The sequence below is a fragment of the Gluconobacter sp. Dm-44 genome (assembly GCF_018256175.1).
In the GTDB taxonomy this organism is placed as follows: domain Bacteria; phylum Pseudomonadota; class Alphaproteobacteria; order Acetobacterales; family Acetobacteraceae; genus Gluconobacter; species Gluconobacter cadivus.
Genome location: NZ_JAERLZ010000002.1, coordinates 222852 through 249216, shown reverse-complemented (window position 1 = coordinate 249216; position 26365 = coordinate 222852). Strand labels below are relative to the sequence as shown.

The window sequence follows — 26365 nt, the reverse complement described above, 5'->3', positions numbered from 1 at the left end:
ATAACAGGGACCGCCTTCCGGAACGCCCCCTAAGGACCGAACATGGCCATCAAAATCGACTATTACGAATCCCTTGAAGTCTCCCGCACAGCCTCGCCGGACGAGCTGAAAAAAGCCTTCCGCAAGCAGGCCATGCGTTATCATCCCGACCGCAATCCGGGTGATGACGCCGCCGAGCAGAAGTTCAAGGAAATCAACGAAGCCTATGATGTCCTGAAGGACTCGCAGAAGCGCGCGGCCTATGACCAGTACGGCCATGACGCCTTTGAAGGTGGCATGGGCGGAATGGGCGGCGGCTTCGGCGGTGGTTTTGCCGGTGCGGGCGGTCTGGGCGACATCTTCGACCAGATGTTCGGAGACATGATGGGCGGCCGTCGGGGTGGTGGACGCCGGACCGGGGCCGATGTCCAGGTTCAGGTCGAAATCACGCTAATGGAAGCCTTTACTGGCGTGAAGAAGGATGTCGAGGTCCACACCCGCGTGGCCTGTGAATCCTGCCACGGTTCGGGTTCGGCTGATCCCAAGGCGGGCAGCACCACGTGTCCGACCTGTCACGGCGCGGGCAAGGTCCGGGCGCAGCAGGGCTTTTTCCTCGTCGAACGCCCCTGTCCGACCTGTCATGGTTCGGGACGGACCGTCGCCAATCCGTGTAAGGCCTGCCACGGCACGGGTACACAGGCGAAGACCGAGACCCTCAGCATCGACATCCCGGCCGGTGTCGAGGACGGCACCCGCATCCGCATGGCGGGCAAGGGCGAAGCTGGCGGCGAAGGCGTGCAGCCGGGCGATCTGTATGTCCACATTTCCGTCCTGTCGCATGACATTTTCCAGCGCGACGGTGCGAACATCTATTGCCGTGTTCCGCTGCGCATGACGCAGGCGGCTCTGGGCACGGAAGTGGAAGTGCCGGTTGTGGATGGTGGCCGAAGCAAGGTCCGCATTCCTGCCGGAACCCAGACGGGCGAGACGTTCCGTCTGCGCGGCAAGGGTTTCTCGGTCCTGCGGTCTTCAGCACGCGGGGACATGTATATTCAGGTCTCGGTCGAAACGCCGAGCCATCTGACGAAGCGCCAGCGCGAACTTCTTGAAGAATTCGAGAAGGAAGCCGGGGACGACCATGCCAAAGGCAGCCCCGAAAGCAGCGGCTTCTTCGCCAAGGTCCGCGACTTCTTCGACGGCCGCTGATCCTCGGCAGGCTCACGAAAAACCCCGGTGCCCTCCCTGAAGGCACCAGGGTTTTTTTATGTCAGTTTTTTATATCAGGCCGCGCCGAAAATATCCTTCAGGGTCTTTTCCATCACCCCGGCATCCAGCGTCTTGCCCAGCCAGTGCTCTACGCAGATCACGCCTTGATTGACCAGCATGCCAAGCCCGTCCAGCGCGGTGCAGCCCTTGCCTTCTGCTTCCCGCAGCAGACGCGTTCTGGGCGGGTTCGGGATCACGTCCGCGACGATCAGGCCCTTACGCAGGGTTTCGACCTTCAGAGGCGGCATGGTTTCGGAATCGCCCAGACCGATGGATGTCGCATTGATCAGAATGTCCACGTCTTCCGGCACGCTGGCATCACCGTCCCAGGCCTGAACATCCGACTTGGCCGACGTATTGTCCCGGACGAGGGCGGCGATAGTCTCGGCTTTCTTTGGATCGCGGTTCATGACGGTGATATGGGCGGCGGAGGCCAGACCCAGTTCCACGGCGATGGCGCGCGCGGCCCCACCTGCTCCCAGAAGCAGGACCTTCTTGCCGGACGGGTCCGTGACCTTTTTGAGAGAGGCCAGAAAGCCCTTGCCGTCCGTATTGTCGCCGATCAGACGGCCATCGCGGATGGAGACGCAGTTCACGGCCCCGATGATCCGGGCGGATTCAGCCACTTCGTCCAGATGCTCGATCACCTTGACCTTGTGCGGCAGGGAACAGTTGAACCCAACCCATTCCATGGCCCGCGCGCCTGCTACGGCGTCTTTCAGACCCTCGGCCTTGACGTCACAGTTGATGTAGCGGGCATCGATGTCGTGGTGTTGATAGGCGGCCTCGATCATGGCGACGGTCGGGTTGTCGTCGCAGGGTGTCGAGAACGATCCCGTCAGGATGCTGCGGAAATTCTGCTGGCTCATGAGAGGCTCCTCGGATCTGTGCAGTCTTGCGTTCACACGACATGACGCACGAGAGCGCAGAAGGTCCATTCACATTCCGGAAATCCCCAATTTTCTGTCTCAGTCGTCGACGGGCACAATCAGACCCAGAAGGGCAGCCTCCCGTCCCGTCAGCAGATCAGCGAGCGTATAGCCGTCCAGAACTGCCAGGAACGCGCCCAGCGCATCGCCCAGCACGCTCCGCAGCACACAGGCCGGAGACAGCACGCAGGGCCGTCCATCCGTGCTGTTGCGGCCTTCGCAATCCACTAGCGCCATATCGTCTTCGGTAAAGCGCACGACTGCGCCCACGTTGATTTCCGCAGCTGGCCGCGCGAGTTCCAGGCCTCCACCCCGTCCACGGACGGTGGTGACGAAACCGCCCTGCCCCAGACGATGGACCACCTTCACCAGATGGTTTTCAGAAATACGATAAGCCTGCGCGATCTCGCGGATGGAGACACGACGGGACGTATGGACTCCAAGATGGATCAGCACGCGCAGGGCGTAGTCAGTGTGCAGTGTCAGACGCATGGCGACTCCTCTGCCAGATTGACAGGATCAGGTCACGTTTATAAAGATGTATTTTATATACACCTTTTAGGGGACCGCTCATGTCCACTTCCGCCGACCGCAGCCTCACGCCAGAGGTCATCGCCATCATCAAGGCCACCATCCCGGCACTTGAAGCGCATGGTATGTCCATCACATCCGAAATGTATCGTCGTCTTCTGGCCGATCCGGCGATTGCGGAAATGTTCGATCCGACCCATCAGTCGACAGGAATGCAGCCCCGCGCGCTGGCCATGGCCGTGCTGGCCTATGCGAAAAATATCGACAATCTGGGCGTGCTGGGCGGGGCGGTCGAACGGATCGCCCAGAAACATGTTAGCCTCGAAATCCAGCCCGAACACTATCCGCATGTCGCAACAGCTCTGCTCGGCGCGATTTCAGCCGTTCTGGGCGATGCCGCAACGCCGGAAATCCTTGATGCCTGGGGCAGGGCCTACTGGGCATTGGCCGATATCCTGATCGGTCGCGAGCATCAGCTTTACGACAGCAGCGCCCATACCGAAGGAGGCTGGACGGGTTGGCGGGCTTTCCGCATCGCGCGCGCCACGGCAGAATGCGCGACCGTCACGTCGCTCGAACTGGAGCCTGTGGACGGAAAGCCGGTCATCAGCGCCGTTCCGGGTCAGTATCTGGGTGTTGATCTGGACATTCCGGGCCATGGCCGGACCCGCCGCAATTACAGCATTACTTCCAGTCCCAACCGGACGGGCTATCGCATCAGCGTGCGTCATGTTCAGAACGGCGTTGTTTCAGACTGGCTGAACAGCAGCGCCTGTGTCGGCACGCAACTTCTGCTTTCACCGCCTGCGGGCAATTTCGTCCTGCCGGAAAAAATCGAAGGACCGCTGGGCTTCATCTGCGCCGGGATCGGCATCACACCCATGATCGGAATGCTGGAAACACTGGCCGGACCAGACGTCACGACGCCTGTTCAGGTCGTACAGGTGGCCCATTCCACCGAAACCGCGCCCTTCGCGGCGCGTCTGGCAGAACTGTCCCACAACACGGCAGGGCGCATCCGGGTCGTGACGCGTCTGACTTCAGAAGACGGACACCCGACCGCCGCCTGGGTCGCAGAGCAGCTGCCGGATGGCGTCTCGGCCTATCTGTGCGGGCCGACAGGCTTCATGCGCGACATGGTGCAGGGCCTGCCGGGCGCCGGAGTTCCGGCCAACCGCCTGCGTTACGAGACGTTTGGACCGGATACCGGCGTAACGGACTGACTTTAGAGCGCGCTGGCCTTCTGTTCCGCGTCCGACAGGATGCGGGCACGGTCAGCACCGCCATTGGTGGCGAGGCCCTCGGCTTCGATCACGGTGATGTCTGTAATGCCGATCATGGTGAAAACGGATTTCAGGTAGCTGAGCTGATGCTCGAAGGAGGCTGCGGGCGAGCCTTCGCCATACAGACCACCACGCGCCACGGCGAGCACGACTGTCTTGCCCTTGGCCAGACCTTCAATGCCGGACGGGCCATAGCGGAAGGTCTGGCCCGCCACCATGATACGGTCGACCCAGGATTTGAGCTGGCTGGGAATCGACAGGTTGTACATCGGCACGCCGATGACGACGACATCCGCCGCCTTGAAATCACTCAGGGCTTTGCCGCTGGCAACCAGTTCGGGGCGGGCCGACACATCCGGCGTCAGTTCCTTACCGAGCCATGACAGCGCTTCAACGTCGAGATGCGGCAGCGGATCGCTGGCGAGATCGAGGGAAATGACCTCGACGGACGGGTCTTTCTTGCGAAACTGGGCGACGGCGGCGGCGCTGACCTGACGGCTGGCGGAGCTGTCACCGAGAATGCTGGAATCGATGTGAAGAAGTTTCATTTTGATCTTTCCGGTTCCTGATCGTAACCAGCACCAGATAAGGAACCTTTGAACCCCGCCGCAAGAAGGCACATTCCGGAGCCATAGGCACATGGATGTTCGCGTCAGTGACACCCCCCTTCCCCAGAAGCTGTCCGTAAAGCCGGGTGTAGCGCCTCTGGACTGCGCGCAGGACAGCAGCGCCTGCGCCGTCATCCGCTCCATTCTCGCCCGCACAACGGACAAATGGAGCATCCTGATCGTCAAATCACTCGGACGCGGACCACACCGTTTCAGCGAGCTACGCCGTGCGATCGACGGAATTTCACAACGGATGCTGACGCTCACCCTCCGCAATCTGGAACGTGACGGCCTCGTCCTGCGGACCGTCACGCCCACGACTCCGCCGCGCGTGGATTATGAACTCACGACGCTTGGGGAATCGCTCTGGACGCTGACGGAAGCCTTCGGTCAGTGGGCCATGTCGAACCGCCCCGAAATCGAAGCGGCCCGCGCCCGCTTTGACGCCCGGCTTGACGCCGATCTCTGATCTTTTCGCACGCAAGGCTCCATCATGACCCTGATTTCCGCCCCCCGTATCGGTATTGCCGGCATCACGGGCCGACTTGGCACCCTTTGCGCCGAGGAAGCCGGAAGCGCTCTCGCAGGCGGCCTCTCCCGCACCGCAGACGCCCAGCGCAACATCACGACCGACCCTGCTACGCTCGCGAAGAACTGCGATGTGGTGATTGATGTCAGCCATGCCACGACGGTCCCGGCCCATGCGGCCGCTTTCGCGCAGGCCGGATGTGCGTGGGCTTTGGGAACGACGGGCCTTGATCGTGGCGCGCAGGATGCCGTGAACGCGGCGGCGCAGCATATTCCGGTCCTTCAGGCCGCCAATTTCTCTCCGGCGCTGACGCTGTTTCTGGAACTGGCCCGACAGCTTGGCGCGGGCCTGCCGGATTATGATGCGGAAATTCTGGAGGTCCATCACCGCCAGAAGCTGGACACACCTTCCGGCACAGCGCTGGCGATCGGTAAGGCCGTGGCGGAGGGGCGCGGAGTCGCATTCGAGGATGTGGCCCGAACCGATCAGAACGGTCTGCGCCCGGACGGGGCGATCGGATTCGCGTCCCTGCGCGGCGGGCAGATCGTGGGCGAACATGATCTCGTCCTGATGGCGGCGGACGAACAGATCACCCTGTCTCACCGCGCACTGGACCGGAGGGTCTTCGCCAGAGGCGCCCTGCTCGCCGCAAAATGGCTCGCCGGACGCCCCGCAGGCCTCTACACAATGGCAGACGCCTTAAAACCCTAACCCCGAATCAGGGTGCAGGGATCAAGATCCCTGCCGGGCCCGGGCAGAGCCCGGACACCCCCGATCAGCCACCAGCGATCGGCAGATTCACCCCCGTCATAAAGCTGGAATCGTCCCCCAGCAGAAACGCCACCACACCGGGGATTTCGTTGATATCGCCATAGCGGCGCATCGGCACGCTGCCGATCATCTGCTCGGCGACGATTTTGGGGTCGGTGGAGAAATACTGGCTTCCGACCTGGGCCTGAAGCTCGACCTGACGCTCCCACATGAAGCCGGGGCCCATGTAGCCGGGGCTGATGGCGTTCACGCGGATATTGTAGGGCGCAAGATCCAGCGCCGCCGTTTCGGTCAGGGCGATGATGGCCCCCTTGGACGCGCCATAGGCGGCCATGTTCGGCGGCCCCTTCACGCCCGCCATACTGGCGGTGTTGACCACGCGACCGTAATTCTGCGCGATCATGTGCCGCACGACGGCCTTGAGAACGTGAAATGCACCTGTGACATTGATCGTCAGCACACGCGCGAAATCTTCGGACGGATAATCCTGCACCGGGGCGAATGCGCCCTGATATCCGGCATTGTTGAACAGGAAATCGATCTTCCCGAAATCCCGCACCACGGCCTCCACGGTCTCGGTCACGGCCTCTTCGGACGTGACATTACAGACATAGGACCGGGCTTCGACACCCTTTTCCCGCACGGCGGCTTCGGCTTTCTCAAGAGCCTCCCGGTTCATGTCGAGCAGGGCGATGGCCGTCCCTTCCCCGGCCAGACGGAGGGCGGTCGCAAGACCGATATTGCCACCGGCACCAGTGACGAGACAGGCTTTACCGCTAAAGTGATTCGACATTTCAAATGCCTCAAATTCCCTGTTTTTCCCGGACTCGACCTCGGGCCGCGTCTTTGACGGGCCACGACGGTCACGGGAGCACAAACGCAGCATGACCGGTGTCGTTGAAAAATGAAACGGGGGCCAGCGCTCTCTTTTTCGTAATATCCGTCTGGTTTTTTTGTAATTTCAGAGTGGCTTTCCGGACTTTTCCGCAGAAAACCGCGTTCAGACCTCATACGGCCCCTTGACCCTTGCGCCCAATTCCGCCAAGCCGTCCCCTCCCTGAATGCCACAGACCGCCTGCCAAGGCACACTGTGGCCCTTCTCACCACTCATTCCCTGCGAGGTCCCTGAGTGCGCAATCACGGCGATTTCCTTTTCACATCCGAGTCCGTTTCCGAAGGCCATCCCGACAAGGTGGCGGACCGCATTTCCGATACCGTTCTGGACGCCTATCTGCAGGCCGATCCGGAAGCGCGTGTTGCCTGTGAGACGCTGGTCACCACCAACCGCGTCGTCCTGGCCGGTGAAGTCCGCGGCCCCAAAGAGGTCGAGGACACGCTGATCGACCGCGCCCGTGAAGCGATCAAGGACATCGGCTACGACCAGGAAGGTTTCTCCTGGAAGAAAGCCGAAATCACCTCCTACCTGCACGCACAGTCCGCCGACATCGCCCAAGGCGTCGACAGTGCCGGTGACAAGGACGAAGGTGCTGGCGATCAGGGCATCATGTTCGGCTACGCCACGCGCGAAACCGAACACCTGATGCCTGCGCCGCTGTTCTATGCGCAGACGATCCTCGAGCGCATCCGCGACTACCGCAAGAGCGGCGACGCCCGTGGCGTTGGCCTTCTGCCGGATGCCAAGAGCCAGGTCACGCTGCGTTATGTTGACGGCAAGCCCGTTGGCGTCACGTCCGTCGTGATTTCCACGCAGCATGTCGAAGGCATGAGCCAGCACACGATCCGCGAGACGCTTCGCGACGTGGTCAATGGCATCCTGCCCGAAGGCTGGAGCTGCCCGGAAGACGAGTTCTATGTGAACCCGACCGGCAACTTCGTCATCGGCGGACCGGACGGCGACGCAGGCCTCACGGGCCGCAAGATCATCGTCGACACCTATGGTGGCGCAGCCCCGCATGGTGGTGGCGCATTCTCCGGCAAGGACCCCACGAAGGTGGACCGTTCGGCAGCCTATGCCGCGCGTTACCTCGCCAAGAACGTCGTGGCCGCTGGTCTGGCCGACCGCTGCACGATCCAGCTCAGCTACGCCATCGGCGTGTCCAAGCCGCTCTCGGTCTATGTTGACCTCGACGGCACGGGCAAGGACGTGGACGAAGCCCGTCTGGGTGCGATCCTCAACGACGTTGTGGACCTCTCCCCGCGCGGCATCCGCAAGCATCTGCGCCTGAACCGTCCGATCTATGTTCCGACCTCCGCTTACGGCCATTTCGGTCGTGCGCCGGATCCGGTTCTGGACAACTTCACCTGGGAACAGACGGATCTGGTCACCACGCTGCGTGGCGCCCTGAACCGCTAAGTCTCACCGGTAATCTGGCAGAAAAACCCTGGTCGAGTCTCTCAAACCCCAGCCGGAGCGGCTTTACGGCCGTCAACGCGGCCACCCGCTCCGGGCCCGGCAGCAGCATCTTCTTGAGAAGGCGCTGCCCCGGCTTTCCTTTACCTCACCGGAGAATCCCGCTGCGGGATTCTCCGATGCTGTGTCGCGCGTTTTTCTCGAAATCGGTTTCGGCGGTGGCGAACATGCCGTTGGCCAGTCCGAACTGAACCCGGATGTCGGCTATATCGCCTCCGAGGTCTTCGAGAACGGCCTGTGCTCCCTGCTCTCGCGCCTCGTGCCCGAAGGTGAGGAAGACACGGCCACGCCGCCTCCCCATTTCCGCATCTGGGCCGAAGACGCCCGCCTGCTGCTCAAGGACATGCCCGACGCATGCCTCGACCGGGCGTATCTGATGTTCCCGGACCCGTGGCCCAAGGCCCGGCACGCCAAGCGTCGCTTCGTGCACCCGGAAAACATCAAGCAGATGCACCGCGTCCTGAAACCCGGCGCCATCTGGCGCGTCGCCAGTGACCATCCCGTCTATCAGGAATGGGTCACAGAAGTGATGGGTAAGCAGGATCTGTTCGATGCGCCACCCCCGGCCAAGGAACGTCCGGAAGGTTGGTCACCCACACGCTATGAGGCCAAGGCCTTTCGCGAAGGGCGTGTGCCGTTCTACTGGACTTTCACCCGCCGTCCCTGAAACCCTTATCCTAGTTATTCAGCGAGTTTCCTGACATCATGACCCAGATCGAACGCGAAGAAATGGAATTCGATGTCGTGGTGGTCGGTGGTGGTCCCGCCGGTCTGTCCGCCGCGATCCGCCTGAAACAGCTGATGCCGGATGCGGGCGTCTGCCTGATCGAAAAAGGCAGCGAGATCGGCGCCCATATCGTTTCGGGCGCCGTCATCGAGCCCCGCACGCTCGATGAACTTCTGCCGAACTGGCGCGATCTGGACGCCCCGCTGCGGACGCAGGTGACGGAAGAGCGGATGCTGTTCCTGACCGAAACGCGCTCCTTCGCAGTTCCGTATCTGGATCGCGTGATGCCGCAGATGGCCAATCACGGAAATTACGTCGTCTCGCTCGGCGAAGTCTGCCGCTGGCTCGGTGAACAGGCCGAGGCTCTGGGCGTTGAAATCTATCCGGGCTTTTCGGGAGCGGAACTGTTCATCGAAAATGACCACGTCGCTGGCGTCATCACGGGCGACATGGGCATCGAACGCAACGGCGAGCACGGGCCGAACTTCACGCCCGGCATGATCCTCCGCGCGAAGCAGACCATCCTGACCGAAGGCGCGCGTGGCTCCCTGACGGGCCACGCCATGAAGCGTTTTGGCCTGCGCAAGGGCGTCGAACCGCAGACCTATGGCCTCGGCATCAAGGAAGTTTGGGAAATTCCGGCCGAAAAGCACCGTCCGGGCCTCGTGCAGCACAGCTTCGGCTGGCCGCTCGACGACAACACTTATGGCGGGGCGTGGCTCTATCATTTCGGCGAAAATCTGGTCAGTTTCGGCTTCGTAACCGGCCTCGATTACGCCAACACCTATCTGTCCCCCTTCGAGGAAATGCAGCGCACCAAGTTGCACCCGGCCTTCCGGGAGCATTTCGAAGGCGGCAAGCGCCTGATTTACGGCGCACGTGCCTTGTCGGAAGGCGGATTCCAGTCCATTCCGCGCCTGACCTTCCCCGGCGGCGTTCTGGCTGGCGATTCGGCAGGCTTCCTGAACGTGCCCAAGATCAAAGGCACGCATACGGCCATGAAATCCGGCATGATCGCGGCTGAGGCCGTGGCCGAGGCTCTGGAAAAGGATAAGAAGGAAGCCGCCAGCATGACAGCGCGCGTCCAGCAGTCCTGGCTGTGGTCCGAACTGCGCGACGTCCGCAACATCCGCCCGGCCTTTGCAAAATGGGGCATGAAGCTCGGCGCGCTCTATTCCGGGATCGACAGCATGATCCTGCGGGGGCGTGCGCCCTGGACGCTGCATCACCCGCATGCCGATAACGAGACGCTGCGTCCCGCCTCGGTGTGCACGAAAATCGACTATCCCAAGCCCGACGGCAAGATCACCTTCGATCGCGTCAGCTCGGTCTTCCTGAGCAGCACGAATCACGAGGAGAATCAGCCGGTTCACCTCAAACTCCGCAACGAGACCGTCTGGCAGACCGTCAATCACGACGTGTTCGATTCGCCGGAGAGCCGCTACTGCCCCGCTGGCGTCTATGAACAGGAACAGACGGGCGAAAATGCCTGGCAGCTCCGGATCAACGCCCAGAACTGCGTGCATTGCAAAACCTGCGACATCAAGGACCCGACGCAGAATATCGACTGGTGCACGCCCGAAGGCGGCGGCGGTCCGAATTATCCGGTCGGGATGTAATTTTCTTCCCGCAAAAGGGCACGGCCAGAGCGGAATGTGACTTTTCCGGTCAGTCCCGCTACGGTGGCGCCCGTTTTTGTGGCGGCGACAGCAGCGAAAGATGACGATGAAAGTTCTGGTCCCAGTCAAACGGGTGGTCGATTACAACGTCAAGGTACGTGTAGCGGCCGATGGCAGCGGTGTCGAAACGCAGGGCGTGAAAATGTCCATGAATCCGTTCGACGAAATCGCAGTCGAAGAAGCAGTGCGCCTGCGTGAAAAAGGCGCGGCCAAGGAAGTCGTGGTCGTGACCGTCGGCGCGCAGGCCGCGCAGGACGTGCTGCGCACGGCCATGGCGATGGGCGCGGACCGCGCCATCCTTGTCCGCACGGATGACACGCTTGAACCGCGCGCCGTGGCCAACGTGCTCAAGGCGATCGCCACGCGCGAAGAAGCCGGTCTGATCTGCATGGGCAAGCAGGCGATCGACGACGACATGAACGCTACGGGCCAGATTCTGGCCGCGAAGCTCGGCTGGCCGCAGGGCACATTCGCCAGCGCGGTAACGATTGCCGATGGCCGTATCGAAGTTGCCCGCGAAATCGACGGCGGCACGGAAGTCGTGTCCCTCACGCTCCCGGCCGTGGTGACGGCGGATCTGCGCCTCAACGAGCCGCGCTATGCGTCCCTTCCGAACATCATGAAGGCCCGCAAGAAGCCGCTTGAGACGGTCGAAATCGACAGCCTCGGCGTCGATACGGCGTCGCGCCTGACGGTGGTCTCCGTGGCCGAACCGCTGGAGCGCAAGGAAGGCGTGAAGGTAAACAGCGCGGCCGAACTGGTCGAGAAGCTCAAGACAGAAGCGAAGGTGATCTGATGACCGCTCTTGTTCTGGTTGAAGTCGAAAACGGCGCGGTCCGTCAGGCTTCCCGTTCGGCTGTTGCCGCTGCCTCCCGCTTTGGTGCGGTCGATGCCATCGTATTCGGAGACGGCGCACAGGCCGCTGCTGCCCTGCCGGGCGTAACGCGCGTTCTCAGCGTGCCGGGTCTGGTCAACGATCTGGCCGAGCCCGCCGCCGACCTGCTGGCTGCCCGCGCGAAAGACTACAGCCACATCGTGGCCGCAGCCTCCGCCACCGGCAAGAACATCCTGCCGCGTCTGGCGGGCCTGCTGGACGTGCAGCCGATCCCCGATGTGGTCGAGATCAAGGACGCCGACACCTTCGTGCGCCCGATCTATGCCGGAAACGCACTGGCAACGGTTCGCTCCGCCGACAGCATCAAGGTGCTGACGGTCCGCGGCTCCAATTTCGATCCGATTGCTGCCGAAGGTGGGTCCGCTGCGATTGAAACGGTCGAAGCTCCGGCCAGCGAGAAGTCTGTTTTCGTGAAGGTCGAGCTTTCTGCCTCCGACCGTCCGGAACTGGAATCTGCCCGCGTGGTGATTTCCGGCGGCAAGGGCCTGAAGGACGCTGCAAACTTCAAGCTGCTCGAACCCATTGCCGACAAGCTGAACGCCGCCATCGGCGCCTCGCGTGCGGCCGTGGATTCCGGTTTTGCTCCGAACGAAATGCAGGTTGGCCAGACCGGTAAGATCGTAGCACCGGAACTCTACATCGCCGTCGGCCTGTCCGGTGCGATCCAGCATCTGGCTGGCATGAAAGACAGCCGCGTCATCGTAGCCATCAACACCGATCCAGAAGCGCCGATTTTCAAGGTGGCCGATTACGGCATCGTAGGTGACCTGTTCGAGATCCTCCCGACGCTTGAAAAAGCCCTCTAAAACGACTCGTACCTGAAACGACAAAAAAGGGGCGCCCCATGACGGGACGCCCCTTTTTTCATGACAGGTTCTGACGCAGGTTTAACTGGCACTCCGGTCCCCATGAGGCACTCTGTCGGGCACGGAGACCCTCATCATGACCCGCATCCCAACCCTGCGCCAGCTTGCCCGCGACATCCTGTCCTGCCTGCCCGTCCTTCTGGGCTTCCTCACCATTCACAGCGCCCTCGCCGCCGCTTACATCGTGCCGTCGGCCTCCATGGAGCCGACACTGCGGATCGGCGACCAGATCGGCGTTATCGTCCCGTCCTATGGTCTCAGCACGGCCAATCTGCCGTTCGGCGATGCCCTGAAGCCTTCTTCCGAAACAGACAGCCGCCTGTTCGGGCATCTGCCCCATCGCGGCGACGTGGTCGTGTTCCGCGCACCCGCCAACCTGCACCAGACCTGGATCAAGCGCGTGATCGGCCTGCCGGGCGACACGGTGGCCCTGGTGCATGGCCGGGTCATCCTGAACGGAACGGTGCTTCCATGGAAAGACATGGGATCAACCCGCGAGGAAAGCCGAAAGAACGTCTGGCGTGCGGCAGAACGTTATGAAGAAACCCTGCCGGGCAATATCCACCATGACATTCTCAAAACGTCGCAGGACGGAGAACTGGATAACGTCGCGCCCTTCACCGTTCCCGCCAGCCATCTGTTCGTTATGGGGGACAACCGTGACAACTCCGCCGACTCGCGCGTCAGCGTCGCGGATGGGGGTGTCGGGCTTCTTCCCGTCTGGAACCTTCAGGGGCAGGCCCGCGCCGTCCTGTGGTCATGGCGGGATATCGGCAGAACGGCGCTCGTTCTCTGATTTTTCGCCCTAACCCTCTTGCAGGAAAGCGTTAACCCCTGTAGGAGAAGCGCCGTCGGCCGGAGTGTAGCTCAGCCTGGTAGAGCACTGTGTTCGGGACGCAGGGGCCGGAGGTTCGAATCCTCTCACTCCGACCAGCCGATAATTTTTCCAGAAATCGCCAAAACTGTTTCAGGCCCGCAGGCCAGCGCATTTTTGCGTCTGAAATGCAGACCCCGAAAACGCAAAAAATACCCTCCCCCTTTCGGGAGAGGGCAAAACGACTTCAGGAGCGCTTGTCAAAGGCCGAAGAGGTCGGCCAGACGCCCTGGGCATAGACCTGCCCGTAAGCGTGAACTTCCGTCAGATAGGTCCGCTCACCTTCGAGGACGATCTTCACGGTCGGGGCCAACGTACCACCGATGCGATAGGTCGTCGGGTCCTGCGGGTCAGCCGAACCGGGCTGCGGCAGGGTGTCGATGAAGGACTGCACGTAACCGGCAGGATCGACGAAGTGCGAGTAGGTCTCGTACGGAGCAGCAGACGGATTGCCAAGCACGAGGCCCGAACCGTTCAGCGGCGCATACGGACCGAAAATGCCGTTTCGGGACACGAAACCATACACACCATCCGGACCCGTGCTGTTGCCAGTGAAGGTGGAGTGATGAGAGATCGTGAACAGATAGGTCAGACCATCCTGGAAGACGACATGGGGGCGCTCCGTCTGGTCATTGACGCCAAGCGCCGTGACGAGGGCCGGCAGCATTTCCCATTTGGAGAAATCACCCCGCGTGGAGTCAGATGTCAGGCGGGCAATGCCGATGGCAGCAGCGCCATACTGCGCGCCAGCCGGAACGGTCGTGGCAGGCGGAACCGGACCCATCTCGTCGGAACCGATGGTGAAGTTTCCGCGCATGCCCGGAACATTGCCTTCAAACAGGGCATAGATCTGGTTGTCGTCAGGATTGCGGAAAATATGCGGATCGCGGAAATCCCAGTAGGCATCTTCGACGATGTTGGCGTAGTTCACACCGTCTGCTTGGAACATGTCCGTGCAGACATCGAAGCCCTCGAACCAGACTCCGGTGGCATCTGCCAGAATGCGGCCCGTCGTGTAGGACGGAACAGACTCGGACGGCGTATCGTTGACGGAAGTATAGAACAGATCGACCGTATTGGCGCTGTTCTCGCGCATGACGGCACAGCCGGACCATTCCCAACTGCGGGAATTTGCGCCTTCCTTGATAACGCGACCACCGAACTTCCAGTCCGCGCCATTGCCGGTGCGGCTGTAATAGAAGCCGATGTAAGAATAATCGTTGCGGCTGTGCCAACCCTCGGCCGTATCGCCGGTGGCGGCGCGGTCAGCAACGAGGGCGAACATGACGTACCAGCCCTTGAAGGTGACGGTCTTGCCGTGAATGTCGCGCAGCAGCCAGGTGTCCCACTGCCACACATCAGAATCGATGACGGGAAACGCATAGTCGATGACCGGCATGGTCGTGGTCGGATCATCGGTACGGATCTTCATCGCATCAGCGATCGTCCAGCGCGAACCGGAATGGACTGCGCTCTGCGTGCTGGAAACAGCGTTCATGAGTTTTCCTGTAGCTGAAAAGAGAAAAGCCAGACGCAAGCCAGCATCCGAACCCTTGTTTCAGGCCCGGATGCTGGAGAAACGTCCGAATAAAAAGATCAAGTCCTGTACTGAGCCGTAATTTTCACGCAGAAAAACATGTCTTGTTTCTAAAATGCGCAACAAAAAAGGCCGCTTCTTGTGGAAGCAGCCTTTCTAAAATTTTTTGACCTGAAATTATTTTTTGAACCAGTAATCAATAACGTTTAATGGCTCAGTGCCACAGTTGTAGGAAAAAGCTGCGCGCGATGCAAGCAAAAAAAAACCCACCCGTCATCGGGTGGGTTTTCAGAAGGTTCAGAAGTCCGCAAGCCTCAACGGCGCTGAAAACCCGCCAAAGCAGAACGCGAAAGCTCTTCCAGAAGATCAATCGCGCCTTTCGAGTCGTTCAGGCAGGGCACGAGAGCAAACTCCTCGCCCCCTGCTTCCATGAATTCTTCCCGAAGCTCGTTCCCGATTTCATCCAGCGTTTCAATGCAGTCCGTCATGAAGCCCGGCATGATGACGGCAATCTTCGTAATGCCCTGTGACGGAAGAGCTTTGACGAAGGGCGCCGTATAGGGCTGGATCCATTCAAGCGGTCCAAAGCGGGACTGGAACGTCAGAGGCATCTGCGCCTCACTCAGTCCAAGAGCCGTCCGCAGTCCGGCGATCGTCCGCTCACATTCGTCGCGGTACGTATCACCCTTTTCGATGCAGGTTTTGGGAAGGCCATGAAACGACGCAACAATCTGCTGCGGCTTGAAGGACAGTTCCGCCAGCGTGTCCTGAACTGACGTCTCAAGGGCACGGATGAAAGCAGGGTGATCCGGAAAGGACGGAACTGTCAGAACGGCTGGCTGCCGGCGTAGGCGCATAAGCGCACGGAAAAGCTGGTCATTGGCCGTGGCGGTCGTGGTTGCGGAATACTGCGGATAAAGCGCAATGCTGACGATCCGGTCACAGCCCTGGTCCATCAGGCTTTCCAGCGCTTTTGCAACGGAAGGGCGACCGTAACGCATCCCCCATTCCACCGGCACACCATCAGCCCTCAACCGCTCAGCAAGCCCTTCGGCCTGCCTGCGCGTATAAACACGCAACGGAGAAGCATTTTCGTCCCGATCCCAGATCCGCGCATAATTCGCGCCGCTGGCGAAAGGACGTTTTGTCAGGATGATGCCCTGAAGAATGGGCTGCCAGATCAGAGGAGGACTCTCGATGACGCGACGGTCAGAGAGAAACTCGCTGAGATATCTTCTGACTGAGAAATAGCCTGTATCGTCAGGCGTCCCTAAGTTAATCAGAAGAACACCCGTCCTGCCTTCTGGCGGAGGGGTGATGCGGGGGGTTTTATGTAAGAAAGCCATGGTGCCCTCTACTGTGGAACCGGGCACGCATTCAGGTAAAGAGGGAAAACGTCTGGAGATACGCGTCCCTTGCGGGACGCTATCGTCGGTGCCTTACTTTCGCATAGGAAACATCCGGTTTCCGCACCCCTTGCAGGAGAGTATAGGCACACACCGCAACTGCGGCAGCCATCGGACCAACATACGGCAGAAGAGTATTCGTCAGAGCCATACTTGCCTCCTTTGAGCCTTTGGAAAAGATTTTCCGGTAAGCTCAATTCAGAGATTGAGCACATCTCTTCTGCATTTCAAGAAAAAAATCGAAATTCTTCAAAAAACATTCAAAAAAATGAAATAATCTCCTTTTTTCAATACCTTAAGCACCTACGACTCTGCATCACCTTGGCAGCTTTACGCAACCATCCCATCTCAGAGGGGTTACAGACGCATCGTCCGATTTTGATTAAGGATTTCCAGACATGGCTACACAGGACCCCGTCATTTACGTTGTTGCTGACGGCGAAAAAGCCCGTTTTCTGCGTCTTGAAGGCTCACAGCTCCGGACCATCGAAACCTTTGACCTGCATAAAGGCTCCAGTGCGGAAAAGGACGTCGCGTCCATCAAAGCTCCGCATGAAAACCCGCGGGAGCAGCTCAAGGTGCATTTCACCCGCGATCTGGCCGCCCATATCAACAAGGCCGCACAGAGCAGCGCTGTCGAAGGTATTCTACTTGTCGCTCCTCCGCAGGCTTCACACGAGATCCGCGAACATCTCGACAAGCCGACCACCAAGAAGCTCTTCAAGACGCTGGTCAAGGATCTCGTCAATACGCCGGACCACGACCTGCTGAAGCATCTCGACCGCCCGGAAACAGGCTGGCCGGAACTCGCCTCCGTCTGATTGCCATCAGACCGTGGGAAGGGCCGTCAGACAGTCCTTCCTGCAAGACAGGGCTGCCTCACCCCGGTCGTCCCCGGCCAGGAGGACGGCAGCCCGCGCAAATAGCGCACGGCCAGAAGGCCGAAACATTGCGCTTCCAGAGCATCCCCGTCCCATCCCAGAGTGTCCACGGATGCCACAGGCCCTAGCCGCCGGTTCAGTCCATCCATCAGGACCGGATTGTGACGCCCGCCTCCCGCCACAAACCACAGTTCCGGCCTCACCGGAAACGCCGTTCGGGCCACGGATTCAACCGTAAAAGCCGCCAGAGTCGCTGCACCATCTTCCGCAGACAGATCCCGCACCAACGCCATGGCTTCGGGATGAAAACTCAACCTGTCGAGTGATTTGGGCATAGGACGCGCAAAATATGGCATCGCAAGAAGTGCTTCCAGAACATCCTGACAGACCGTTCCCGCGGCTGCCAGCGCGCCACCGAAATCACAGGGTTGGCCCGTATGCTGGAGCGCCCAGTCGTCCAGAAGCGCATTTCCCGGCCCGGTATCACAGGCCCACACGCCTCGCTCCCCGGCCGGATCCTGCGCTCCCAGAACCGTCACATTGGCGACGCCACCAATATTGAGAACCGCAACAGGACGACTTTCCTGCCCAAGCAGAGCGGCGTGAAACACAGGAACCAACGGCGCGCCTTCCCCGCCATTTTCCAGATCCCGGGCTCGAAAATCGTACACGACTGGAACGTTGCACCGCTCCTGAAGGAGCCGGGCATCCCCAATCTGCCAGCTTCGGCCCAGTTCCGGCTGATGCAGGATCGTCTGACCATGAAACCCGATCACCGCAGGCTCCAGATCCGGTGCCTGCTCCCGCAACAGACGCACCGCCTCCACATGCTGCAAAGTCAGATCCCGGGCGATCGCCAGAACGTCGGGATCATCCTCCGCCAGACCCGCCGCACGATCCAGAAGCGACCGCGTTTTGGCCCGAAGTTCCGGGCTGTAGGGCAGTGTCAAAGAGGGCCCGATGCGCCCGATTCGCACGCCATCCGTTTCGATCAGAGCGGCATCCACCCCGTCCAGAGACGTCCCGCTCATCAGTCCAAGCGCCCAGACCATCCCGGTCGCGCCCGCGTTGGCCGCAGCGTTCAAAGCCCGGCGAGCGCCAGATGCAGATTGCCCTGACACCGCTCCAGAAGCGGCTCGATCTCCGCCAGAGCCACGCCGTGCCGCAGCAGAACGGCCCGTTTCGTGTTTCCTTGCACGAGTTTCAAAGCCTCACGCGCCTCTTCGGCTGTTCCTCCGGCCAGTTCCATGACCATACGTTCCGCGCGCACCTGAAGCTTGTCGTTGCTAATGCGCATATCCACCATGCGCCCACGATAGACATGCCCCAGACGCGTCATCAGCGCGGTGGAAAACAGATTCAGCGTGACTTTCTGCGCCGTTCCGGCGGCCATCCGTGTCGAACCGGCCAGAACCTCGGCTCCCGTCGGGATGCAGATTCCGAACTCCGCTTCCCGCAACAGACGCGACTCCGGGTTGCCACTCACGCCGATCGTCAGGGCTCCGACTTCCCGTCCGAGCTGGACAGCCGCACAGGTGTATGGCGTGTTGCCGCTGGCCGCGACACCGATCACCACGTCGTGTTCGGTCGGATGATAATCCAGCAAATCAAGCCGTGCCTGATCTTCCCGGTCTTCCGCGCCTTCCGCCGCCTGTGTCGTAGCCCCGGCCCCACCGGCCAGCAGCAGAACCAGCTTTTCGGGCGCGACACCAAAGGTCGGCGTCAGTTCCACGCCATCCTGCAAACCGATACGACCGGACGTCCCGGCCCCCGCATAGACCAGCCGCCCTCCAGCCTGAAGCCGCGGCACAGCCGCCTCGACGGCGCGTTCGATGGACGGCAATGCCTCACCAACCCGATCCAGCGCCGCCTTCTGCGACGTCAGAAGCCGGTCCAGAAGAGCATCGAGCGGCAGACGCTCGATATCCTCATTGATCGCAAGAACCGTCTCTGTGCGGGACGTTGTCATTCGGCTTCGTCTTCGTCCGGAATTTCATTGCGACGGAAAAGCTGCCCGTCCTTCAAAAGCCCCTGCTCCACAATGCTTTCCGCAATCTGAACCGCATTGAGGGCTGCACCCTTGCGCAGATTGTCGGACACACACCACAGCGCCAGACCGTTCTCGACCGACGGATCAATCCGCAGACGCGACACATACGTCGCATCCTCGCCCACACATTCGATCGGCGTGACATAGCCGCCGTCTTCGCGCTCATCGCGCAGAATCACACCTGGCGCCTTACGCAGCGCTTCGCGGGCCTTCTTCAGATCGACCGGTTTTTCACATTCGATGCTGATGGCTTCGGAATGACCGATGAACACCGGAACGCGCACGCAGGTCGCCAGAACCTTGATGTCCGGGTCCATGATCTTACGGGTTTCGACGGCCATCTTCCATTCTTCCTTGGTCGCACCGTCGTCCATGAAACGGTCGATATGGGGAATGACATTGAAGGCAATCTGCTTGGTGAACTGAGCGACCGTCGGCGGATCGTTGACGAAGGTGCCCTTGGTCTGGGCGAACAGCTCGTCCATCCCGTCCTTGCCTGCGCCTGAAACGGCCTGATAGGTCGAAACCACGATCCGCTTGATCCGGAACAGGTCATGCAGCGGCTTGAGCGCCACGAGCATCTGCGCGGTAGAGCAGTTCGGGTTGGCGATGATGCCCCGGCTCGCCTTGCCGATGGCGGCGGCGTTCACTTCCGGCACGATCAACGGGATCCCCGGCTCCATACGGAAATGGGACGTGTTGTCGATCACGACGCATCCGGCAGCCGCAGCCTTGGGCGCATAAACAGCCGAAACCGAACCGCCCGGGGAGAACAGCGCAATATCCCAGCCCTTGAAATCGAACGTCTCAAGGTTCTGAACCTTCAGGACCGTCTTGTCCCCGAAGGAAATCTCGCGCCCTGCCGAACGCGGCGAGGCCAGCGCCACAACCTCATCGACCGGAAATTCCCGCTCCGCCAGAATTCGCAGCAGTTCGCGCCCGACCGCACCCGTGGCGCCAACAACCGCAACCCGATAACCCATGATCTTTTCCCGTTCCCTGAAAATCAGCCCGAAAAGGGCAGACGCTTTAAAAGCGCCGACAGACGGTGCCGCCGCAGTTCGTAGCGGGCCTTGCGCCCCGTCGCCATATAGTTGAGCTGGATCGCATAGCGCGTTCCGACAAACTGCCGATGTCCGTGCCAGGTGGCCGGACCGTTCGGAAACACCAGAAGCGTCCCTTCCGCGGGTGTCACCTCAACATCGAAATCCTCGACATCATCCGGCCCGTTCAGCAACCGCAAACAGCCATCGCGCGAGGCCCAGTCCTCGCCGCGCGGATTGAGATACAGCAGGATCGTGACCAGCTTGGCCTCGGAATCCCGATGGATCCGCCCGTCCTTTTCCCGCGTGCGCCCGCGCACCGTCAGCATGGTCGGCGCTTCCGCCAGATCCAGCCCGAATTTCTCCGCCACCAGCGCCTTGAGCTTCGGCCCCTGCAAGTCCGCAATCATGCCCGCAACACGCGGCGTCAGCTTCAGGGCTTCCGGCGGAAAGGAGCCACCGGATTTCATTTCCGGCAGATCGGAGACAACCGCCTTCAGGTCATCGTTGCCGATGAAATGCGGCACTACCAGATGCGGAAACGGTTTTTCCGCAACGGGTGCGCTCTCGAACGCATCATAATCAAGAGAAATCCTGCTCATGGCGCGGAAGGCTAGACGCGGCCCACGTCGGCGACAAGGCCTATTCCACACATGTGAGACCTGCCTTTTACGAAAGAATATTACCCCCGCAGCGGCTTATGCGCCCTTACCATCCGGCTCGTCGCCAGATAACGGACATATCCTGCCCCCAGACGGTTCGCCCCGCCCGTGCAGACATGTGGCCCCGGCAGGGACGAAATCCTCCCGTCCCACACGGTATGAAGCAGACGCGGATCCGTTCGGCATTCCAGCGTCCGATGATCCACTCCCGACTGCCCCACATCATCCGCCAGAACAGAATGCGCGGAAAGATCATTCGGACGCAGTTCCTGTGCTCCCGCCGACAGATCCGTCAGCGCCAGACCACTTCCCGTCAGAACTGCAAGCAACAGCAGAGCACGCATCAGCGAAACTCCCATCCAACAAGGCCGGCTCAGGACCGGTCGGTTAACAAGACGACTCTCGGGCATTAAAAGTTGCGGCAACTTTGCGGCAAGGCGAACAGATTTTTGCCTTCAAGCCGTCCGACCACTGGGCGTACAGATGGTTTTCCTGCCTCCCCTGTGCAAGGTGACGCCCATGAACACCCGGACCCTCGTCCTCCCCGAACTTCTTCCGCTCCTTGAAGAGATCCCGACCGTCGATCTCTCGCCGGATTCCCTCCCCGCCTTCCGCGGCGGACTGGAACAGGCCGCCGGACAGTCCTTTCTCCAAGCCGAAGACTATCCCGTCATCCTTGAGCGCCTGACCATCCCCGCCACGGACACCGCGCCCGCCCTCCGCCTCCTGAGCGTCCGCCCCCGCAAGGACGCAACCGCGCCACGCCCGGTCCTTCTGCACCTGCATGGCGGCGGCTATTTCGCTGGCCAGCCCGAACTCACCGCCACCCAGCTCTGCCAGTTCGCACAGGATCTGGACTGCGTGGTCATTTCCCCGGATTACCGCCTCACCCCGGAACATCCCTTTCCGGCAGCCATTGAAGATGCCTACACGACCCTCTGCTGGATCACGCGCAACGCCGACACGCTCGGAGTCGACGCCTCCCGCCTCGGCCTGACCGGTGAAAGCGCGGGCGGCGGGCTCGCAGCCGGACTGGCCCTCCTCACCCGGGACCGCGAGGGCCCGACGCTCCTGTTCCAGAATCTCGTCTACCCCGTGCTCGACGACCGCACGACGACGGGTCAGCCCAACGCTTCCCCGGTCGGAGGCGAGTTCCTGTGGACCCGCGCCAGCAACACCTTCATGTGGACGGCCCTCCTCAACCCCGTAGCGCCCGGCTCGGCTGACGTCTCGCCCTACGCCGCGCCCGCCCGCGCCACCGACCTGTCCGATCTGCCGCCGACCTATCTGTCCGTGGGCGCGCTGGACCTGTTTCTGGACGAAGACCTCGCCTACGCGCGGCGCCTGATCCATCAGGGCGTTTCAGTAGAACTGGAAATCGTGCCCGGCGCCTGCCATATCTTCGACCAGACAGACACCCCGGTCGCCACCCGCTCCATCGCACGCCGCATCGACGCCATGAAACGCGGATTCGGTCTCTGAAGAGTACGCGGCCAAAAGACAGGCCCCGGTTCCCATCACGTCACAGGAGCCGGGGAGACAGGAGAACGAGTTCATGGGCGACCATCGCGATGACCGGGACGCCATCAACGGCGAGAACACCGTCTATCTGGCGGAGCTGCACACACGCTGGCAGCACGACCCGTCATCCGTGGATACGGCTTTCGCCGCCCTGTTCGAAACCCTCGGCTCCGACCGCCTACCCCCGGAAACAGCGGAGCAAACCGACGCCAGCGCCGAGAGCCTGAAATTCGCCTATCGCCTGCGCGGACATTCCATCGCAAAGCTGGACCCGCTTGGTCTGGCACCCGTTCCCGACATTGCCGAACTGAACCCGCCCGGTGCCGACCGAGACCTGATCGCCCGTCTGCGACGTGCCTATTGCGGCACCACAGCCGCCGAGTTCATGCATCTTCAGGACCCCGCCCAGCGCCAGTGGTGGATCGAGCGTCTTGAAAACCCTGTTCCCGGCCCCTCGCTGGACCAGAAGCGCCTCCTCCTCGCCCTCACCCGCGCCGAAGCCTTCGAGCAGTTCTGTCAGAAGCGCTTCATGGGCATGCGCCGTTTCGGCCTTGAAGGTGGCGAGAGCGTCATCGTCGCCCTGCGCACCCTGATTGACGCTGCCGCACAGGACGACGTGCGCTCTGTCTCGCTCGGCATGCCCCATCGCGGCCGTCTGAACGTGATGGCCAACATCCTGCGCAAGCCGTTTGCCGCCATTTTCAGCGAATTCGCAGGCACCGCCTTCAAGCCCGACACCATTCAGGGCTCGGGCGATGTGAAATACCATCTCGGCACCGCCACAACGCTCGAACATGCGGGCCATACCGTCCGCATTTCGCTCCTGCCCAACCCATCACACCTGGAAGCGGTGGACCCCGTCGTTCTGGGCCGCGTCCGTGCCGATCAGGACCGTGAAAAAGACCACGACCGCCAGCATCATCTGGGCATTCTCGTCCACGGCGACGCTGCCTTCGCCGGTCAGGGCGTCGTGTACGAAACCCTGAGCCTGTCCAAGCTGGAAGGCTACCGGACGGGCGGCACGGTCCACGTCATCATCAACAACCAGATCGGCTTCACCACCGTCCAGTCCGACGCCCATTCGGGCATCCACAATACCGACATCGCCAAATCCGTTCAGGCACCAATCCTGCACGTCAATGGCGACGATCCCGAAGCCGTCTCCCGTTGCGCCTTTCTGGCACATGAATGGCGCCGCACCTTCCAGTCCGACATCGTGCTGGACGTCGTCTGCTATCGTCGTCACGGCCATAACGAAGCCGACGAACCCGCCTTCACGCAGCCCGCGATGGTCCACGCCATCCAGTCCCGCCCCACGACACGCAGCCTCTACGCCCAGCACCTGACCCGCACGGGCGTCATGACCGCGGCCGAAGTCGAGGAGATGTGGAACCACTTCCAGAACCGTCTGGAAGAACAGTTCGAAACCTCCAGAACCTATCGACCCAACAGCACGGACTGGCTCGACGGCCCCGAAGATCCGACACGCCTGCAGGACGAGCAGGACCGCATCCAGCCCATGACCGGCGTGCCGCTCCGCCGCCTGCGGGATGTGGGGGACGCCATCGGGACGATCCCTGAAGGTCTGGCCGTCCACCCCCGTCTGGCCCGGCAGATCACAGCGCGCGGCAAGGCCGTCGTCGATGGCGGCCCACTCGACTGGGCCACGGCGGAAGCCCTCGCTTTCGGCACCCTGTCCATGGACGGCCACCCCGTCCGCCTGTCAGGTCAGGATAGCCGTCGCGGCACGTTCAGCCAGCGTCACGCGGTGCTGTTCGATCAGGACACCGGCCGCGAAGACACGCCCCTGACCCATATCGCGCCCCATCAGGCCCCGCTGAACATCTGGAATTCGCCGCTCTCGGAATATGCTGTTCTCGGCTTCGAATACGGCTATTCCCTCGGCGATCCGGAAGCTCTCGTTCTGTGGGAAGCGCAGTTCGGCGATTTCGCCAACGGCGCGCAGATCATCCTCGACCAGTTCATCGCATCCGGCGAAACCAAATGGCTGCGGACCTCCGGCCTGACCCTGCTGCTGCCGCACGGCTATGAAGGCGGTGGCCCGGAACATTCCTCAGCCCGCCCCGAGCGCATCCTTCAGCTTTGCGCCGAAAACAACATGCGCGTATGCAACATCACCACACCCGCCAACTATTTCCACGCCCTGCGCCGCCAGATCGCACGCCGATGCCGCAAGCCGCTGGTCGTTTTCACACCCAAATCCCTGCTCCGCAACAAGGATGCGGTGTCCATGCTGGACGAAATGGGCCCGCACACCCGTTTCCAGCCCGTCATCGCAGACCCGGCCAAAGAAGAAGGCGCACGTCGCGTCATTCTGTGTACTGGCAAGGTCTATTACGATCTGGTCGCCGAACGTGCGCGCCAGAACCTTGACGACGTCGCCATCATCCGCCTGGAACAGCTCTATCCCTTCCCGCATCATGCACTCATGGAGCAGCTCGCCCGCCATCCGGACGCAGAACAGGTCGTGTGGTGTCAGGAAGAGCCCCTCAATAACGGGGCTTGGATTTTCGTAGACCGTCGCATCGAACGCGCCCTGCGCGCCTGCGAACATCGTGTACAGCGCCCGGACTATGCAGGCCGCGAGAGCGCCGCCTCGCCCGCAACCGGACTACCGGGCGTGCACGCCGCCCAGCAGGAAAAACTGGTTCAGGACGCTCTGTCCTGAACCACCCCAAAAAGGAAAAACCTCAGGTCGGGCCGCCCTGATAGCCATAGCTGCTGCGGCCCGCGCCCACATTCCCGTAATCATCACCACGGAACTGCCGTGAGCCCTGCCCGCCATAATCCGGCCCACACGCCGCCAGCGCCGCCAGAAGTCCAAGCGCTATCCCAATCCGAACCCGCATCATCAGCATTTTCCTTGCGTATCAGCCTGTTGCGACATCATAGGCCGCAAAATCCCGACAGACCACCAGCGGATCGCTGTTGGATGTAGGGGCATCTGCTCTTTTCGGGAAAAATGGTGAACCGGCTGGGACTCGAACCCAGGACCATTCGATTAAAAGTCGAATGCTCTACCAACTGAGCTACCGGTTCATCCGCACGCTGGCTACCCCACAACCTATAGGGCGTCAACCTCACAACCGCGAAAAACAGGCCCAGCGCCTCTCCGGACATGGTCTCTCCTCGCAAAAGAGGCTATGGGCGCCACACACTTCGTCTCTCAACCCCGAAAGGAAGAAACAGATGCCCATCCAGATTCTTCCCGGCCTTGCTCTCGAAGACGACGAACTGAAAGTGACCTATATTCTGGCGTCAGGCCCCGGCGGTCAGAACGTCAACAAGGTGGCGACGGCCGCACAGCTCCGCTTCGACGCCGCACGATCTCCCGCCCTGCCAGACCGGATCAGAACCCGCCTGATCGAACTGGCCGGGAGCCGGGCCACGCAGAATGGCGAAATCATCATCACTGCACGTCGCTTTCGGACACAACAGCGCAACCGCGAAGACGCCATTGAGCGTCTGGCAGAACTGATCCGGAAAGCCGCCCATCGCCCTGCGTTCCGCGTCGCCACACGCCCCGGAAAGGCCGCCAGACAGCGCCGTCTGGACGGGAAGTCCCACCGGGCGGGAATCAAGCGCAACCGGACCGTACGTCTGGACGACTGATTGAGGCCATCGGCGATATCCATGCCAAACAGGACCGGCCACAGCTTTTTTCTTCCCCCACGATCTCATCCGATACGGCCAAATAACATAAATTCGGACCCAGAACCGGTCCCTACAAACATCACCGAAACGAACAATTCTATATTTCTCCAGAAAACACCAATCTGGAATTTAATTTCCCCAACCCGAACCGTAAAATATTTTTGTTGCCAACCTGCAACAGGGAGAAAAACAGTTTCAAAAATCATTTTTGCTACTTTCCCGTAACAAGTTTTTGTCATTACTCTTTCTAACCCCCCGCTGAACCCAAGGGCGGTGTCTTAT

Annotated in this window: 27 protein-coding genes and 2 tRNA genes; 15 read left to right on the top strand and 14 right to left on the bottom strand. The window is 61.2% G+C overall.

Features of this window, described 5'->3' with window-relative positions:
• The first annotated feature begins 42 nt into the window (after positions 1–42).
• Complete coding sequence (gene dnaJ / locus JK213_RS04185) at positions 43–1185, top strand: molecular chaperone DnaJ (RefSeq protein WP_194261145.1); 1143 nt, start codon at positions 43–45, stop codon at positions 1183–1185.
• Between the two features lie 74 nt (positions 1186–1259).
• On the opposite strand, the gene aroE is transcribed toward dnaJ, so the two are convergent.
• A complete protein-coding gene (gene aroE / locus JK213_RS04180; protein WP_194261144.1) occupies positions 1260–2114 on the bottom strand; it encodes a shikimate dehydrogenase in 855 nt (284 codons plus the stop codon).
• A gap of 99 nt (positions 2115–2213) precedes the next feature.
• Positions 2214–2666: an Rrf2 family transcriptional regulator gene (locus JK213_RS04175; RefSeq protein WP_194261143.1), complete on the bottom strand. Its 453-nt coding sequence runs from the start codon at positions 2664–2666 to the stop codon at positions 2214–2216.
• Between the two features lie 80 nt (positions 2667–2746).
• Here JK213_RS04175 and JK213_RS04170 point away from each other — a divergent pair, with 80 nt between their 5' ends.
• On the top strand, positions 2747–3928 hold the full coding sequence (locus JK213_RS04170) for a globin domain-containing protein (protein ID WP_194261142.1): 1182 nt from the start codon (positions 2747–2749) through the stop codon (positions 3926–3928).
• Between the two features lie 2 nt (positions 3929–3930).
• Here JK213_RS04170 and JK213_RS04165 read toward each other — a convergent pair whose 3' ends face one another.
• Complete coding sequence (locus tag JK213_RS04165; protein WP_194261141.1) at positions 3931–4536, bottom strand: FMN-dependent NADH-azoreductase; 606 nt, start codon at positions 4534–4536, stop codon at positions 3931–3933.
• 91 nt (positions 4537–4627) lie between these two features.
• Between JK213_RS04165 and JK213_RS04160 the strand changes: the two genes are divergently transcribed.
• Entirely contained in the window at positions 4628–5065 is a 438-nt protein-coding gene (locus tag JK213_RS04160) for a helix-turn-helix domain-containing protein (protein WP_228125293.1), read from the top strand.
• 24 nt (positions 5066–5089) lie between these two features.
• On the top strand, positions 5090–5836 hold the full coding sequence (gene dapB / locus JK213_RS04155) for a 4-hydroxy-tetrahydrodipicolinate reductase (RefSeq protein ID WP_194261140.1): 747 nt from the start codon (positions 5090–5092) through the stop codon (positions 5834–5836).
• 64 nt (positions 5837–5900) lie between these two features.
• Here dapB and JK213_RS04150 read toward each other — a convergent pair whose 3' ends face one another.
• Positions 5901–6689, bottom strand: a complete 789-nt coding sequence (locus tag JK213_RS04150; protein ID WP_194261139.1) for an SDR family NAD(P)-dependent oxidoreductase — start codon at positions 6687–6689, stop codon at positions 5901–5903.
• Positions 6690–7025: 336 nt separating this feature from the next.
• On the opposite strand from JK213_RS04150, the gene metK reads away from it, so the two are divergent.
• The 7 genes from metK to JK213_RS04115 all read left to right on the top strand — a co-directional run bounded on the left by metK (position 7026) and on the right by JK213_RS04115 (position 13367).
• Positions 7026–8210 carry a methionine adenosyltransferase gene (metK, locus tag JK213_RS04145; protein ID WP_194261138.1) on the top strand — a complete coding sequence of 395 codons (1185 nt, stop codon included), beginning with the start codon at positions 7026–7028 and terminating at the stop codon, positions 8208–8210.
• A gap of 28 nt (positions 8211–8238) precedes the next feature.
• Positions 8239–8934 (top strand): tRNA (guanosine(46)-N(7))-methyltransferase TrmB, encoded by a 696-nt coding sequence (locus JK213_RS04140; RefSeq protein WP_194261330.1) that lies wholly within the window; start codon positions 8239–8241, stop codon positions 8932–8934.
• Positions 8935–8972: 38 nt separating this feature from the next.
• Positions 8973–10613, top strand: a complete 1641-nt coding sequence (locus tag JK213_RS04135; protein WP_194261137.1) for an electron transfer flavoprotein-ubiquinone oxidoreductase — start codon at positions 8973–8975, stop codon at positions 10611–10613.
• Between the two features lie 106 nt (positions 10614–10719).
• Positions 10720–11469 (top strand): electron transfer flavoprotein subunit beta/FixA family protein, encoded by a 750-nt coding sequence (locus tag JK213_RS04130; protein ID WP_194261329.1) that lies wholly within the window; start codon positions 10720–10722, stop codon positions 11467–11469.
• Positions 11469–12374, top strand: coding sequence for an electron transfer flavoprotein subunit alpha/FixB family protein (locus JK213_RS04125; RefSeq protein ID WP_194261136.1), 906 nt, complete (start codon positions 11469–11471; stop codon positions 12372–12374). Before JK213_RS04130 ends, JK213_RS04125 begins: the two co-directional genes overlap by 1 nt.
• 136 nt (positions 12375–12510) lie before the next feature.
• Positions 12511–13230: a signal peptidase I gene (gene lepB, locus JK213_RS04120; protein ID WP_194261135.1), complete on the top strand. Its 720-nt coding sequence runs from the start codon at positions 12511–12513 to the stop codon at positions 13228–13230.
• Between the two features lie 60 nt (positions 13231–13290).
• Positions 13291–13367 (top strand) — tRNA-Pro (locus JK213_RS04115).
• A 128-nt stretch (positions 13368–13495) separates the two neighbouring features.
• Here the strand turns inward: JK213_RS04115 and JK213_RS04110 are convergent.
• Both JK213_RS04110 and hemH read right to left on the bottom strand, forming a co-directional pair.
• Positions 13496–14806 carry a glycoside hydrolase family 68 protein gene (locus JK213_RS04110; protein WP_194261134.1) on the bottom strand — a complete coding sequence of 437 codons (1311 nt, stop codon included), beginning with the start codon at positions 14804–14806 and terminating at the stop codon, positions 13496–13498.
• 353 nt (positions 14807–15159) lie between these two features.
• The gene (gene hemH, locus JK213_RS04105; protein ID WP_194261133.1) at positions 15160–16191 is read right to left on the bottom strand and encodes a ferrochelatase; all 1032 of its coding nucleotides are present in this window, start codon (positions 16189–16191) and stop codon (positions 15160–15162) included.
• 458 nt (positions 16192–16649) lie between these two features.
• Between hemH and JK213_RS04100 the strand changes: the two genes are divergently transcribed.
• Entirely contained in the window at positions 16650–17072 is a 423-nt protein-coding gene (locus JK213_RS04100) for a host attachment protein (RefSeq protein WP_194261132.1), read from the top strand.
• Between the two features lie 26 nt (positions 17073–17098).
• Here JK213_RS04100 and JK213_RS04095 read toward each other — a convergent pair whose 3' ends face one another.
• From JK213_RS04095 to JK213_RS04075, 5 genes are all read right to left on the bottom strand, one after another.
• Entirely contained in the window at positions 17099–18184 is a 1086-nt protein-coding gene (locus JK213_RS04095) for an anhydro-N-acetylmuramic acid kinase (RefSeq protein ID WP_194261328.1), read from the bottom strand.
• Between the two features lie 29 nt (positions 18185–18213).
• Positions 18214–19101 carry an N-acetylmuramic acid 6-phosphate etherase gene (locus tag JK213_RS04090; protein WP_194261131.1) on the bottom strand — a complete coding sequence of 296 codons (888 nt, stop codon included), beginning with the start codon at positions 19099–19101 and terminating at the stop codon, positions 18214–18216.
• The gene (locus JK213_RS04085) at positions 19098–20165 is read right to left on the bottom strand and encodes an aspartate-semialdehyde dehydrogenase (RefSeq protein ID WP_194261130.1); all 1068 of its coding nucleotides are present in this window, start codon (positions 20163–20165) and stop codon (positions 19098–19100) included. Before JK213_RS04085 ends, JK213_RS04090 begins: the two co-directional genes overlap by 4 nt.
• Before the next feature lie 23 nt (positions 20166–20188).
• Positions 20189–20827 carry a 2OG-Fe(II) oxygenase gene (locus JK213_RS04080; protein ID WP_194261129.1) on the bottom strand — a complete coding sequence of 213 codons (639 nt, stop codon included), beginning with the start codon at positions 20825–20827 and terminating at the stop codon, positions 20189–20191.
• A gap of 80 nt (positions 20828–20907) precedes the next feature.
• A complete protein-coding gene (locus JK213_RS04075; RefSeq protein ID WP_194261128.1) occupies positions 20908–21231 on the bottom strand; it encodes a hypothetical protein in 324 nt (107 codons plus the stop codon).
• A 175-nt stretch (positions 21232–21406) separates the two neighbouring features.
• Here JK213_RS04075 and JK213_RS04070 point away from each other — a divergent pair, with 175 nt between their 5' ends.
• Together JK213_RS04070 and JK213_RS04065 are read left to right on the top strand one after the other, a co-directional pair.
• Positions 21407–22369 carry an alpha/beta hydrolase gene (locus tag JK213_RS04070; protein ID WP_194261127.1) on the top strand — a complete coding sequence of 321 codons (963 nt, stop codon included), beginning with the start codon at positions 21407–21409 and terminating at the stop codon, positions 22367–22369.
• 73 nt (positions 22370–22442) lie between these two features.
• The gene (locus JK213_RS04065) at positions 22443–25097 is read left to right on the top strand and encodes a 2-oxoglutarate dehydrogenase E1 component (protein ID WP_194261126.1); all 2655 of its coding nucleotides are present in this window, start codon (positions 22443–22445) and stop codon (positions 25095–25097) included.
• A 22-nt stretch (positions 25098–25119) separates the two neighbouring features.
• Here the strand turns inward: JK213_RS04065 and JK213_RS04060 are convergent, their stop codons facing one another.
• Together JK213_RS04060 and JK213_RS04055 are read right to left on the bottom strand one after the other, a co-directional pair.
• Positions 25120–25281: a hypothetical protein gene (locus JK213_RS04060; RefSeq protein ID WP_194261356.1), complete on the bottom strand. Its 162-nt coding sequence runs from the start codon at positions 25279–25281 to the stop codon at positions 25120–25122.
• A 111-nt stretch (positions 25282–25392) separates the two neighbouring features.
• Positions 25393–25468: transfer RNA gene (locus JK213_RS04055), tRNA-Lys, on the bottom strand.
• 150 nt (positions 25469–25618) lie between these two features.
• Here JK213_RS04055 and arfB point away from each other — a divergent pair.
• The gene (arfB, locus tag JK213_RS04050) at positions 25619–26041 is read left to right on the top strand and encodes an alternative ribosome rescue aminoacyl-tRNA hydrolase ArfB (RefSeq protein ID WP_062031087.1); all 423 of its coding nucleotides are present in this window, start codon (positions 25619–25621) and stop codon (positions 26039–26041) included.
• 65 nt (positions 26042–26106) lie between these two features.
• On the opposite strand, the gene JK213_RS04045 is transcribed toward arfB, so the two are convergent.
• Positions 26107–26289: a hypothetical protein gene (locus JK213_RS04045; RefSeq protein WP_194261125.1), complete on the bottom strand. Its 183-nt coding sequence runs from the start codon at positions 26287–26289 to the stop codon at positions 26107–26109.
• Positions 26290–26365: the final 76 nt, after the last annotated feature.